The following is a 13,353-nucleotide window of genomic DNA, read 5'->3' on the forward strand; positions in this document are numbered from 1 at the left end:
CGATGGATCCCGTCCGACTTGCATGTATTAGGCCTGCCGCTAGCGTTCATCCTGAGCCAGGATCAAACTCTCCATTGTAAAATGAAGTTTTTGATTCCAACTATTTACATAATCAGAATTCTTTTTTATATCTCTGATCTTGGATCGAATTGAACTAATTCTTGAATTTGTTCATGACTTTCATTTTGTCTACTCGTCACGCTTACATGATTGTGTTTTCTTAAAGAACTTCTGCGCTTCAACTTCCGTATCCGCTATATTCCGATGGCATTGCGCCCTCTTTATCTTTTTTTTGTTTCCCTCCGTTTCCGTTGGGACTGCAAAGGTAGAAATCTTTTTTGAAATTCCAAAAAACTTTTGAAGTTTTTTTTCTTTTTCTCTTTCCCGATTTCCGCGCCTAACTTCCGTTAAACCCTGCTTTTTTCAATGGTCGCCCCTTCCGAAGTAACCGCCCCTCCCTTGCGGAGTGGTGCAAAGATAGGGAGATTACTAACAAACTTCCAAGCCTTTTGTTCTTATTTATTTCAATATATCCGTAACTCGCTGTGAACTTGGCGGATTCTTTTTGTAAAACAGCATCCCGGGGGGCGCCGGGATGCAAAAATAGACGGTTATACGGGAAAATGCAGGGGAAAGACCACAGAAAGGCCGCGGGAACGTGGGCGGGAACGTGGATGGAGGAACCGGGGAATGCCGCACGGTAGTGGATACCCTGGGCCGAAAAGCGGATAGAAACGGTGGACTCATGGGAAAAAGTGTCCCGGAACGAAAAGAGGGACGCTAAACATAACAGCTGCATCCCCAAGGCGCCCTACCACCACGCCGCAACAGGGACAGAAAGCCGGTATACCCACAGCAGCGAACTTCCCGCAAAGATAGACGACCAGAAAAAAAAGCCATGAGCCGCAGCAGGCAGACCGGATCACGGACAGGTATAAAAACCGCAACCGAAAAAAAGCGCAGACCATCCAGAAAGACAACCCAAAAAGAAGGGGTAACAAAGTAAGGACAAATCTACTGTTTAGTTAGGTTTAGCTTAGGTTTAGTTTAGGTATTAGTTAGGTATTGTTTAGGTTTTAGCTAATTAATACCTAACTATACCCTAACCTAATCGTAGACTATTGCTACTTTAATACTGGGCTTATCATTAAAAAATACCAGGATTGGTATCCCTAAAGGCAAAAGCATCCCCCTTCAGGGTGGTGTTCGCACCTTCCTGCGACCTCCTCCGGCTTTTCTATACCATTTAACCATCGTTTGGATAGGGAAACCGTAGAGAATCTATAGGAAAATTCCGAACATGGGGCAAAGCGGGGACGGTCGATATCCGAACACGGGTCAAAAAATTCCGGTTATACTCGGACCTGCAGCGCTTAGGTTGCGGTATCGAAAGGTTGAAACTTTAATGATCACTTCCTAGGCAGCCTCCCTGCTCCTGTTCTGCAGATGGGATGACTTCGGGGGCAGAGAGTTATAGAACGAGCTGTCCGGGAACAATCAGGGAGCAAAAGTCTAAATAGCGCTTAACAAAGGGTCTCAGACATGAGGTGCTCTGAAGGAAAACAGCAAAATGCCCAGAAAAAAAAGAGATGGGATGCGAAGATTTCGGATAAACTTAACGTAGAAGGTACGGAGGTCGTTAAGGGAACAGCTCCACCTTCGGAAAAAACAGGGGTAGATGCACATGGAAACTGAAAACGTATAGTATAAAGACTATCCCCCTAAATCGGAAGGAGTGCAACAAAGCGACAACGAGATACTGGCGATAAACGAAAAACAGCTGTCAAGCACATTTCCAAGACTCGGAATGGATCTCATGGGCAACCCGAGGAAATCTGAACAGCACACCCCACACTAGGCTACCAATGATTCGAAGGGTAAAAAACAATGATTTTATTTTCTATCAGGAATATTAAGTTTGATCTAGATTAAAAAATTACGAAAAGGGATCACTTGTATATAAGATGTTAAAGATATTGAATACTTTTATTCTAAATAAACATCATATTAGTCATGATAGATTATAACGAACTCTTAAAACAGGTAGAAGAATTCTCTAACGCTTATATTATACAGAATATCTCCTCGTGTCATTGTTTTCACAACAGTATACATACACATTCAGTAGTACAAGCTGCAGATGAGATTTCCTCGTTTTATAAGTTAAATGACGAAGATCATTTTATAGTGATCAGTGCAGCCTATTTTCATGATTTAGGTTATGTAAAATCTGACAATGCTATTGGCCATGAAAAAAGAAGTGTAGAGATCGCTTTAGACTTTCTAAGGGATAAAGGGGTACCGGAGGAGGTAAAAGAAAAAATCAAAGGTTGTATCCTCGCCACCAGAATGCCCCAAGATCCAAACAATCTATTGGAACAAATTCTTTGTGACGCTGACTTGTTTCATTTTGGAGGAGAGGACTTTGAAAACAGAAATAAACTGATGAAGACCGAAGCAGAGGCTGTATTAGGTAAAGAAATTGATAAGGATGTTTGGCGTGCTGGCACTATAAAACTTTTGTCAAGTCATCATTACCATACAGATTATGCCCAACAAAAGCTCAACGCAAAGAAAGAAGAGAACTTAAAAGAACTGGAGCGAAAACAGGAAAAATCCAAGGACAAGAAAAAAGAAGACAAGAAAGAAACAAAAAAAGAGAAAGATAAAAGTGCCAAACCTGAACGTGGTATAGAAACAATGTTCCGGATAACATCGTCCAACAACCAACGTTTGAGTGATATGGCTGACAATAAAGCTAATATTTTATTGACCGTTAACTCCATTATTCTATCTGTCGTTATTGCGGTATTATTTAGGAAATTGGATAGTAACGAACATTTGATCTTGCCAACAATTATTCTCACGGTAATTGTTGTGGCCACTATGGTCATGGCTATACTTTCAACTATACCCAAAATACCTTCTGGAAAATTCTCAAAACAGGAAATTGAAAATAAGACCGTCAACCTATTATTTTTCGGTAATTTCTATAAAATGAAACTGGATGACTATAATGAAGGAATGCAAAAAGTAATGATCGACTCCGAATTTCTATACGGCATGCTAACAAAAGACGTTTATTCCCAAGGAGTTGTATTGGGTAGAAAATACAAATTACTGCGTTATGCTTATGGCATCTTCATGTTTGGCCTGGTTATCTCTGTTATTTCGTTTGTTATTGCAACGCTATTGTAAGACAGATACTCAGCATAAATTCATCATTTTTTAATTATGTTTCGGATGAAAAAAGAAGACCTGTACATCAATAGGGATATCAGTTGGCTTTCCTTCAATGATAGAGTACTTAACGAGGCTGGACGTAAGGAAGTCCCGTTATTGGAAAAATTACAATTCCTTGCTATTTTCTCATCTAACCTCGATGAGTTCTACCGCGTACGGATGCCTGTATTGATGGCATGGAAAAAAATTAAAAAGAAGGCTATTGACCAAGTTGTCACGAATCTTGACATTGGAACGTATAAAAAGGCCTCTAAAAATATCGATAAACAGCAGGAAAAATTTGGACTTCTTTTAACCGATATCATTCATCAGTTAACTGATGAAAATATTATTCTGATCTATAACCAGGAGATTCCATTACCTGTAAGACCTCTTGTCGCCAAGTACTTTTTTAATACTATAGCTTCTTACCTGCAAATAATCCCCGTTGACGAAGAATTTTCTTTTTTTCCGATCAACAACCATCTATACTTTGCAATGACAGACAATACTACAACAGACTTATTCATTGTAAACATACCTGCCGATCGCATTAATAGATTCTTCACTTGTCAGGTCAATTCCAAGACATACGTTGTCTTCATTGACGATATCATTAAGCTATTTTTACCGGGTTTACTACAAAGTAAAAGTCTAAATTTTTATTCCTTCAAAATCACTCGGGATGCTGAACTCAATTTACAAGATGAATTTGATGGTGATATAGCGCAGAAAATAGAGGCAGAGGTCAAGAAGAGAGATCTTGGCTATGCCACTCGTTTCTTACATCAACCGGGTTTTCCAAATCAACTTACCGAAAGACTCGCAGTTCTTTTTGACTTAAGAAAAAGTAGCATTGTCGCCGGTGGATATTATCATAATTTGAAGGATTTTTTCTCTTTCCCAATAAAAAAGGAAGAATTGTCTTTTCCACCACAGCAACAGCTAGCCTCACATCAGGACTTTGAACATTCTATTTTTGACCAGCTCGATCAGCATGATATGTTAATATGTACTCCTTATGAATCATTTGATCCTATTCTTCGTTTTTTTAATGAGGCAGCAATAAACCCTGATGTAGAGGAGATCCATACCACGCTCTATCGAATTGCCAGCGATTCGCATATTGCCCAAGCCCTGGCTACCGCAGCGAAGAATGGCAAAAAAGTGAATGTGTTTGTTGAGTTAAAGGCTCGCTTTGATGAAGCCAATAATATACATTGGTCAAAGATTATGAAAGAGCAGGGGGTAACGATCAGCTATAGTATCCCAAACCTTAAAGTACATGCTAAAATTGCGCTTGTCAAACGAAAAGATGGAAAAGAGAGCGCATTATTCGGAACAGGTAACTTAAATGAGAAAACCGCCAAAGTATATACCGATTACTTCTTAATGACATCCAATCACCGATTGACTGAAGAGCTAAGGCTGTTATTTGAATTTTTACCCAAGAGAAAGAAACCGGATAAGCCGACAGATATCCCATTTGAAGAGCTTTTGATTGCTCAATTCAATCTAAAGCAAACTTTTGTCACTTTGATTGATGAAACCATTACTCAGGTAAAGATGGGCATCGCCGCCTCAATAAAAATTAAGCTAAACAATTTAGAAGAAGAATCGTTAATCAATAAATTATACGAAGCCGGTCAGGCTGGTGTGAAAGTGCAATTATTGGTCAGAGGAATCTGTAGGCTTAAACCCCAGGTAAAAGGACTAAGTGAAAACATTGAAGTAAAACGGATCGTAGGGCGATATTTAGAGCACGGAAGAATCTTTATATTCCAATATGGAGAACATACAAAGGTGTATTTAGGTTCCTCAGACTGGATGAATCGTAATATCTACCATCGGATAGAGACCTGTTTCCCCATTACGGAGCCAGTATTGTCCAACAAGATTCAGCAGCTATTTGAAATTCAATTCGCTGACGACGTTGAAGCAACTGTCCTTGATGAGATGGGGCAAAACATACCTATAGAACATCCGACTGGCAATAAATCACAACAGCAAATTGTTGACTACTTAAATAACTGAATTCATGAAAGACGCTACACGATTAACAGCTCTTGCTCTAGGAATGATTTCCATGGTATTGCTAGCTTGTAACCCCAGTAATGCGAATAAAGAACGTACGACTAGTGTAACTGACGTTACAACAGATAAACAACAGACAATTCCGTATAGATTATCATCCGGCGAAAAAATAAATTTGCCCGATGAACTGCTCGAAATATCAGGTATTGCATTTCTTGAGGGACAAGACCAAGATATCTATGCCATTCAGGATGAACAGGGGCTACTTTTCAGATACAATTTGTCAACTCAAAAGCTCACATTCAACCCATTTGGAAAGGATGGTGATTACGAAGACATTGGCATTAGTAAAACACATTTCTTTATTTTAAAGAGCAATGGGGCTATCTATTCCTTTCCCATCACGGATAAAGATAACATACAGACAGTCACCGAACAAAAAGATATTTTACCCAAAGGTGAATATGAGGGGCTTTTTGTAGACAAAACAAGTAACCTTGCCTATGTGCTCTGTAAAGAATGTCGTACAGACAAAAAACAGGCGCAAACTACAGGATATATTTTCTCCATTGGCGCCGATGGCAAGTTTAATCCACAAGGTGAATTTGCGATTCAGATTGATGAGTTGAAAAAATTTGATCCCAAAATCAAAAAGACATTCAAACCTTCAGCCCTTGCAAAGAAAAACGATAGCAATGAGTGGTATATTTTGTCCTCCATTGACAAGGCACTTGTCGTAACGGATGAAAATTTCCATGTCAAATCTATAACAACGCTGGATCCAAAGCTATTTCCACAACCAGAAGGCATCAACTTTGATTCAAAATCAAATCTTTACATCAGTAGTGAAGCTGGCGATCAAGACAAAGGAATCATTTATAAATTTGAAAAATAATAAGCATGCAACGGGTCTTACCATTCTTTTTACTTTTTCTCGCTACACAAGCTTATTCTCAGCAGAAGAATAAGTCGAATTCAACAATTGACACGCACAAAGATAAATCGCTGACTCAAGCCGTGATTAAAGACAGTACTATTGTTGTAGCAAATGCAAAGTATGGGAAGGCGAGTGGATTTAAGAAGTCATTTCTTGGAGAAAATTATCGTAGAGAATGGGCTGCCGAGACCGCCTTACCCATATTACAGCTCTCTAGATTATACGGTGGCCTGACCCCTGTTAAACAGGGAGGAGGCATGCAATCCATTTCACTCAGGTTAACAGACCCAACAGGTAGAGAATGGGCGCTGCGATCAGTAAATAAACGAACAGAGTCTTTGATTCCAGAGGAATTGCATGGCACCTTTGTACAGGACGTGCTGGACGATGCGACGAGCGCACAACATCCTTATTCCGCATTGATGATTCCTGCGCTGGCTAATGCGGTGAAGGTTTCACATGCACATCCCGTTATAGGTGTCGTTGCGCCGGATACAATCCTTGGCGAGTACGCTCCTTTATTCGAAAACACTATTGCCCTATTGGAAGAACGAGAGCCAATGGGCGACTCCGATAATAGTCCAAAAGCCGTGCGCAAGCTTCAAGAGGACAACGATGATGATTTCAAACCCAAGGCATACCTGAGGGCGCGTATGCTAGATGTAATTGTAAGCGACTGGGATCGTCATGAAGATCAATGGCGTTGGTATAATGAAAATCAAGATACTGATGATAAAGACAAGGATTATATTCCAATTCCTCGGGATCGAGATCAGGCCTTGCGTGTTACACAGGGATTTTTGATGAAAGATATTTATCAACGGTTTGTCAACCCCGTTATGCAGGGTTTTACAACAGGCATTCCAAATATCAGATACTCCCTTTTCAAATCCAGATTTTTAAATGCACATCCAAGCAATCAACTCTCCCACAAGGAGTGGACAAAAGAAGTAAATCAGTTTGTCTCCAGTTTGACAGATTCGGTACTCTGGCAATCTGTCAAAAGCTTACCACAATCATCCATCGCTATTCGGGGAGAACAGATTTTCCGCACACTTCAAAGCAGACGCGATGCTTTGCCGGCTGCAATGGAAGAATATTATCGTTTTATCAATAATATTGTCGATATCCATTTCAGTGATAAGAACGAAAAGGTGGAGATTGCAAGTACCCAAGATGAGGGCTTAAAAATCATTGTGTCCAAAATCAACAAAGATGGAAAGGTGACTAAAACCCTAATGGACAAGACTTATGAAAAGAACTTAACAAAAGAAATCCGATTATACCTTTCTGAGGGTCAGGACTCGGTGTCCATAAATAATGTAAATTCGCCCATAAAACTGCGCATTATTGGCGATAGTTTGCCAAAGACCTATGTAATCAACAACAGTCACTCAAAAATAAAGCTCTATGAGAATACGGGCAACTCCACTTTTTTGGGAGAAAAAGGTCGAATCAGACTACATCAAGGTAAGGACAGCTTAAATACGCAGTTCGTTCCCGTCAATCTATACAATTCCTGGCTCCCCTTGGTAACAGCGGGTTATAATGCTGATGATGGTTTTTCTCTCGGGCTTGGTGCCGCATATACGCATCAACGGGGTTTTAGAAAAACTCCTTTTACCTATAAACAACAGATTACTGTGGCAGCGGCATTCCGAACAGGGGCCTATAAAATTCATTATCGTGGCGAATGGGAAGATGTAATAGGTAATGCCGACTTTGTCCTCGATGCATTAGCAAAAGCCCCCGACAATACGCAGAACTTTTTTGGTGTTGGTAACAATTCCCTATTTTTAAAAGATCAGTATGGCGCGAAATACTACCGTAGCAGGTTCAATATTTTCAATGTCAACCCACTACTGCGGTGGCACCCTTCGTCTACGCTGAATTATGCTATTGGTCCCCATATCCAGTTCTATCACCTGGATCCAATTGAAAATCAGAATCGTTTTATCTTAAATCCGCAAGCGCTCCATTCTTATGATAGTGTTTCCATTACCAATGACAAAGCTTTCGTTGGACTAAATGCTTTTCTGACGCAAGATACACGTAACCGCAAGATCAATCCAAGTAAAGGATTATTTATCAAGGCAGCCCTACATTCTTTTTTGGGCTTAAATAAATATTCCAGAAATTCAGGCCAGCTAAGCGCAGAAATGACAGGCTATTTTAGTGCCCTAAATGAAGGCATCGTATTCGCAAATAGAGTAGGCGGGGGAACGGTGGTTGGCAATCCTACATTCTATCAATATCTATTTCTAGGAGGTCATGAGAATCTTCGTGGTTTTCGTCAATATAGATTTGCTGGCGAGCAAATGGTATACAACAACCTCGAAGCCCGCGTCAAGATTCATGAGATAAAAAGCTACGTTCTACCCGGAGAACTAGGGATCATGGGGATGTATGATATCGGAAAAGTGTGGGCAAAAGATCACAACAGTAAGACAGTCCACCAAGGATTCGGCGGAGGACTTTATTATATCATCGCCAATGCATTACCTCTTCACTTTGTGATGGCCAAATCTAATGAAGGTTGGTATCCCTATTTTAGTACCGGCTTCCGTTTCTAAAAGTGTTCAATAAATGGAAATAAAGAATATACGACTAGCCAAAAGCGAAAGCAGGCTATATAATATCGAGAAGAAGCTCCATTTCGAACCTTTTTTTCGTTATCTAGAGTCATTTACCAAAGGCGATGTATCTCCAGATGGTATGATTCCATTATTTGCTCTGGAACGCATCAGAAAGATTGAACAGGTCAACGGTAGGCTATGTAACCAAAACTTAAGCGCATATAAAGATATTTTACAGCTCATTTACAGTCTTTCAGTATCGCTAATTGATACTGACCCCAAAAGATATTGGGCGCTTGCAACGCCACTTGCTGAAGAAACATTTTATGGCACAGAAGCATTTTTCGAACTCTGGAAAAATGAGCTAGAGGAACAAGATCTTCAGGACGAGATGCAAGATGGAGGTATCCTGAACAATCAGGAAAAACTGATATATGCCCTTATTTTCGAACGGTTATATGGACTTCCTGCCAAAGAAAATAATACAATCGTCTACTATCATTTAAATGAGCAGGGCGAAATCATTGATTATTACGATTTAAATATAGATTTCAAATTTGTTGATATTAAACCAAAAAAGGAACTCCCACAATTTGATGTAGGGCATCTGACGAAAAATGCCAATGATACCTCTTTATTCGATTGGAATATTGTTGTCAATACAATTAAGATCGAAGATTTTGAACTATCGGGCTTTACTATCCTCACCGTCAAGAAAAGCAGTTTAGAGCATACCCTCAAGCGGATACAATCCATTTTATTAGATCTCGCAACATATAACTACCATCTCTTCCTATCCGATCTCGAGAAAATTATTGCTCCGATCTTGAAGGGATCGGATACAGTTTTCAGCCTGTTTCCATTGTTTCAGCTAAATGGACTACCATTTTTTGATTATTCTATTACCAACAAAAGTATTTTAATTTCGGAAACCTACGCAAGCACCAATTATACTAACATCAATCCAGAAGTCGCCAATTATCTAAAACATCCGCATCTGATCTTCCACAATACGATGGATGGCATTAAAAATACAACATCCGTTTTCGAAGAACGCATTAAGACTTCCGGAGTCAAGACCTATCTATGCATTCCGTTGATACATAATCATGCTTTGTCTGGTATTCTGGAAATCTACAGTCATCAACTGGACCAATTGGATAATGAGACAATACACTCTCTTCGTGAGCTTGTACCGCTGCTATCCCAGTTATCACATGATATCACGACAGAATTTAAAAAACGTATTGACGAGATTATCATTAACCGATTTACAACAATACAACCAGCTGTACAGTGGAAGTTTAACCATATTGCAGCTCAATATATTCAGGAACTCGAAAATGATGAACAGAATGCACAAATCAAACCAGTTATTTTTGAGGAGGTATATCCACTCTATGGCGCCATTGATGTCAAAGATTCTACGATCATCCGTAATGCGTCTATTTTAAAGGATTTTAGTTTCAAAGTAAAACAACTGGCTCTCCTCATTGACGAATTGTCTTTGGATGGTACACATCAAGTAATTATTGCCTTTTCTAAGCGTGTAGATCAGATTGCCGAATCGCTCGACCATATTTCCTTTGATGAGTCTATGGTAAAGATCATTGAATTCTTCCGAAAGGATGTGCAACCATTTCTCGATGCGGCGAGAAGACAATTCCCAACAAAACATGCCATTATTGAGCATTACGCCAGGCACTTTTTTACCAATCGTGATACAGGCGAGTTTTATAGGAATGAATTTGAAACCTCTTTGCGTCAAGTAAACCATATCATCAGTAAAGAACTTAATCATTTCAACAGCTTCATTCAGGGCAATTATCCATCTTACTTCCAAAAATTCAGGACGGATGGTATTGAGTATGATATTTATGTTGGGGAATCCATTACGCCACAGCAAACTTTTAGCTACGAGTTTATCAATGTTTTTAGGCGGCAACAAATTATATCCATGGCTAGAATCGCTCTAAAAGCACATCATGCGAAGCGCGATCTACCACTTGCACTAGAGACCACACAACTTATCTTCATCAATCCGCACAGCATTGACATTAGTTTTCGGGAAGACGAACGTCGATTTGATGTAGAGGGGTCATTAAATATCCGTTACGAAATCATCAAAAAAAGAATAGATAAGATCCGGATAAAACGTACAAAGGAGAGGCTTACTCAGACCAACAAAATAGCAATTGTCTATTTATCGGATGAGATTTTAGAAGACCTGAATCTAAGCATACAAGCTATTTATGATATGGGAATAATTGAAAGCACTGTAGAACACCTCAAACTGGAAGATGTGCAGGGAATAGTAGGTTTGAAAGCTATTCGTCTTACAGTAAACCTAAACTACAGAGATTTCTCCTAAATTTGTCGAAATCTCTCTGCGGTAGAGTAAATAAATAGGAAAAATATTTTAAAAACAGGATTACGATGATAACTGATGCCAACTATTTTTATTTAAGCGATTTGCTTGGCACCTTATTTTTTGCAATATCGGGGACTTTATCCGCAAAACGTAAGGATATCGACATCTTTGGAGCAGCTTTTTTGGGCTTTGTAACAGCTATTGGCGGCGGATCCATGCGTGATGTATTTTTAAATCTGCGTCCCGTTTGGGTCAACGACAGCAATTACCTTATAGCCATATTCTTGGGCATCTTGATCGCTATCATATTCAATCGGCAGCTCTATGGTTACTATCGTACCCTAACACTTTTTGATGCCATAGGAATTAGCTTCTTTACCATTTTAGGGGTACAAAAGTCATTAAACTATGAAAGTAATGTCTATGCGGCAATTATTTTTGGAATGTTTACAGCCGTTTGTGGAGGCATGACACGTGATATTCTGCTCAATGAGACACCACTGATCTTTAAAAAGGAAGTTTATGCAACAGCCTGTCTGGCCGGTGGACTGATCTATATTCTACTCGTTCATCTCAATCTTGATTTATCCTGGGCCGCTTTTATTGCTGCCGGTGTTGTTTTCCTTGTTCGAATGACTGCGGTCAAATACAGATTATATCTTCCCCGATTGGATTGATAGGTGGGATTTGGAGATTATTGCTGTTAAAAACAAAAGAAAAAGCGTTAGTATGGACTAACGCTTTTTCTTTTGTTGTGGAAATTTCATTTTATAACTCACTCGGATATTGCCCTTGGCAATTGCATCCAATTTGCTCTTCAACATTGTTTTCTTAAGTGTACTTAGTTTGTCCGTAAACAATTTACCTTCAAGATGATCGTATTCGTGTTGAACGACACGTGCAGCCAGTCCAGTTAGATCCACTTCATGTTCTTCAAAATTCTCATCCAAATAATTAATGCGAATATTTTTGTGACGAAGCACGTCTTCGTTAATATCTGGAATACTTAGGCACCCCTCACCAAAAGCCCATTTTTCACCGGATTCTTCGACCATAATCGGATTGATGAAAACTCTTTTGAAAGTCTTAAGCATTTCTTTATTCTCTTCGTCATCCTCTGCAAATGGTGTCGCATCAATAACAAACATTCGTATTGGCAGACCTATCTGTGGTGCTGCAATCCCAACACCATGTGCGGCATACATGGTATCATACATATCATCAATCAATTTTTTTAAATCGGGATAGTCTTCATCTATTTCTTCAGCGACCTTTCTCAATACAGGGTCGCCATACGCCACTATCGGAAGTTTCATAGTACTATTATATTTTGCACAAAGGTACGGATAATTATTAAAAGCGAATATTTCGTCAAAACTTCTATAAAAGCTACTTTTGTCTTATGACTCCATCCTTTAAAGACTTGGCTATTCGGCTTAAAATTGACCTCGAACGACAGCTCGACGTACAACTAACCCTGATCGAACTTGATGGATTTATACAAATTCTCGCTACTGAAATAACAAAAAATATATTTATTTACCCTAATGAGCGAGTTTTACGCTATCATACCCCTGAATATGGCATTCATATAGATGAAGACCAACTAGCGCAAAAATTCGACCTCATCGTCCAGCGTATCGTTGCTAAATCAAAGAATAATAGACGTATCTATGCACGGAAAACTGTCGTTGCCCGCATTGATAAAAAAGTAACTCAACAGTTCCTCGTGGAACATCATCTGCAGTCAGCTCTCCCCGGAAAATATCGGTATGGACTATATGATCAAGGTGAACTCGTTTCTATTGCTGTATTTTCTGGTGGGCGCCGTATGAATGATAAAAGCGAAGAGTATCGTTCCTTCGAATTATTGCGTTTTTGCAATAAATCTGGTTATAATGTGATCGGCGGGCTAAGCAAATTAATCAAAGCCTTCTCCAAAGATTTCCACCCTGGAGATATCATGACATATACCGACCGGGATTGGAGTCAACATTCCTCATTGGAAAAGATCGGCTTTACAACAAAAGAAATTACGGCATCTATTAACTTCTGGGTAGCGGGAATACATCGATATACCTATCGCTCCGACGAAGAACTACAAGCATTAATGGAGCGGATCCCAATTGGTTTTCAAAAGGAAAACATGGGAAGCATCAAGATGATTTTATATATAAAATAAGCTAAATTGTGTATATTGTACACTGTAATAG

Annotated in this window: 10 protein-coding genes and 1 rRNA gene; 9 read left to right on the forward strand and 2 right to left on the reverse strand. The window is 39.4% G+C overall.

Going from position 1 to position 13,353, the window contains the following annotated elements; all coding sequences use genetic code 11:
* Window positions 1–78: ribosomal RNA gene (locus LC454_RS18885) — 16S ribosomal RNA — on the reverse strand; the annotation flags it as partial.
* A 580-nt stretch (window positions 79–658) separates the two neighbouring features.
* On the opposite strand from LC454_RS18885, the gene LC454_RS26450 reads away from it, so the two are divergent.
* The 8 genes from LC454_RS26450 to LC454_RS18920 all read left to right on the forward strand — a co-directional run bounded on the left by LC454_RS26450 (window position 659) and on the right by LC454_RS18920 (window position 11,817).
* A complete protein-coding gene (locus LC454_RS26450; RefSeq protein WP_262903108.1) occupies window positions 659–784 on the forward strand; it encodes a hypothetical protein in 126 nt (41 codons plus the stop codon).
* 758 nt (window positions 785–1,542) lie between these two features.
* Complete coding sequence (locus LC454_RS18890) at window positions 1,543–1,695, forward strand: hypothetical protein (RefSeq protein WP_223583984.1); 153 nt, start codon at window positions 1,543–1,545, stop codon at window positions 1,693–1,695.
* Between the two features lie 318 nt (window positions 1,696–2,013).
* Complete coding sequence (locus LC454_RS18895) at window positions 2,014–3,198, forward strand: Pycsar system effector family protein (RefSeq protein WP_223583985.1); 1,185 nt, start codon at window positions 2,014–2,016, stop codon at window positions 3,196–3,198.
* Window positions 3,199–3,243: 45 nt separating this feature from the next.
* Window positions 3,244–5,256, forward strand: coding sequence for a polyphosphate kinase 1 (ppk1, locus tag LC454_RS18900; RefSeq protein WP_223583986.1), 2,013 nt, complete (start codon window positions 3,244–3,246; stop codon window positions 5,254–5,256).
* Between the two features lie 4 nt (window positions 5,257–5,260).
* The gene (locus tag LC454_RS18905) at window positions 5,261–6,151 is read left to right on the forward strand and encodes an SdiA-regulated domain-containing protein (RefSeq protein ID WP_223583987.1); all 891 of its coding nucleotides are present in this window, start codon (window positions 5,261–5,263) and stop codon (window positions 6,149–6,151) included.
* A 5-nt stretch (window positions 6,152–6,156) separates the two neighbouring features.
* A complete protein-coding gene (locus LC454_RS18910; RefSeq protein WP_223583988.1) occupies window positions 6,157–8,766 on the forward strand; it encodes a BamA/TamA family outer membrane protein in 2,610 nt (869 codons plus the stop codon).
* Between the two features lie 13 nt (window positions 8,767–8,779).
* Window positions 8,780–11,140: a GAF domain-containing protein gene (locus LC454_RS18915; RefSeq protein WP_223583989.1), complete on the forward strand. Its 2,361-nt coding sequence runs from the start codon at window positions 8,780–8,782 to the stop codon at window positions 11,138–11,140.
* A 65-nt stretch (window positions 11,141–11,205) separates the two neighbouring features.
* Window positions 11,206–11,817: a trimeric intracellular cation channel family protein gene (locus LC454_RS18920; RefSeq protein WP_223583990.1), complete on the forward strand. Its 612-nt coding sequence runs from the start codon at window positions 11,206–11,208 to the stop codon at window positions 11,815–11,817.
* 57 nt (window positions 11,818–11,874) lie between these two features.
* On the opposite strand, the gene def is transcribed toward LC454_RS18920, so the two are convergent.
* Window positions 11,875–12,456 (reverse strand): peptide deformylase, encoded by a 582-nt coding sequence (gene def, locus LC454_RS18925; RefSeq protein WP_223583991.1) that lies wholly within the window; start codon window positions 12,454–12,456, stop codon window positions 11,875–11,877.
* An 86-nt stretch (window positions 12,457–12,542) separates the two neighbouring features.
* On the opposite strand from def, the gene LC454_RS18930 reads away from it, so the two are divergent.
* Complete coding sequence (locus LC454_RS18930) at window positions 12,543–13,322, forward strand: hypothetical protein (RefSeq protein ID WP_223583992.1); 780 nt, start codon at window positions 12,543–12,545, stop codon at window positions 13,320–13,322.
* The last annotated feature ends 31 nt before the right edge of the window (window positions 13,323–13,353 follow it).

The organism is Sphingobacterium sp. GVS05A, from assembly GCF_019969845.1.
Lineage (GTDB): Bacteria > Bacteroidota > Bacteroidia > Sphingobacteriales > Sphingobacteriaceae > Sphingobacterium.

Coding starts and splice junctions, on each gene's coding strand:
- LC454_RS18910 (WP_223583988.1), top strand. CDS start 6,157: ATGCAACGGGTCTTACCATTCTTTTTACTTTTTCTCGCTACACAAGCT.
- LC454_RS18905 (WP_223583987.1), top strand. CDS start 5,261: ATGAAAGACGCTACACGATTAACAGCTCTTGCTCTAGGAATGATTTCC.
- ppk1 (WP_223583986.1), top strand. CDS start 3,244: ATGAAAAAAGAAGACCTGTACATCAATAGGGATATCAGTTGGCTTTCC.
- LC454_RS18930 (WP_223583992.1), top strand. CDS start 12,543: ATGACTCCATCCTTTAAAGACTTGGCTATTCGGCTTAAAATTGACCTC.
- LC454_RS18890 (WP_223583984.1), top strand. CDS start 1,543: ATGAGGTGCTCTGAAGGAAAACAGCAAAATGCCCAGAAAAAAAAGAGA.
- LC454_RS18895 (WP_223583985.1), top strand. CDS start 2,014: ATGATAGATTATAACGAACTCTTAAAACAGGTAGAAGAATTCTCTAAC.
- LC454_RS18920 (WP_223583990.1), top strand. CDS start 11,206: ATGATAACTGATGCCAACTATTTTTATTTAAGCGATTTGCTTGGCACC.
- def (WP_223583991.1), bottom strand. CDS start 12,456: ATGAAACTTCCGATAGTGGCGTATGGCGACCCTGTATTGAGAAAGGTC.
- LC454_RS18915 (WP_223583989.1), top strand. CDS start 8,780: ATGGAAATAAAGAATATACGACTAGCCAAAAGCGAAAGCAGGCTATAT.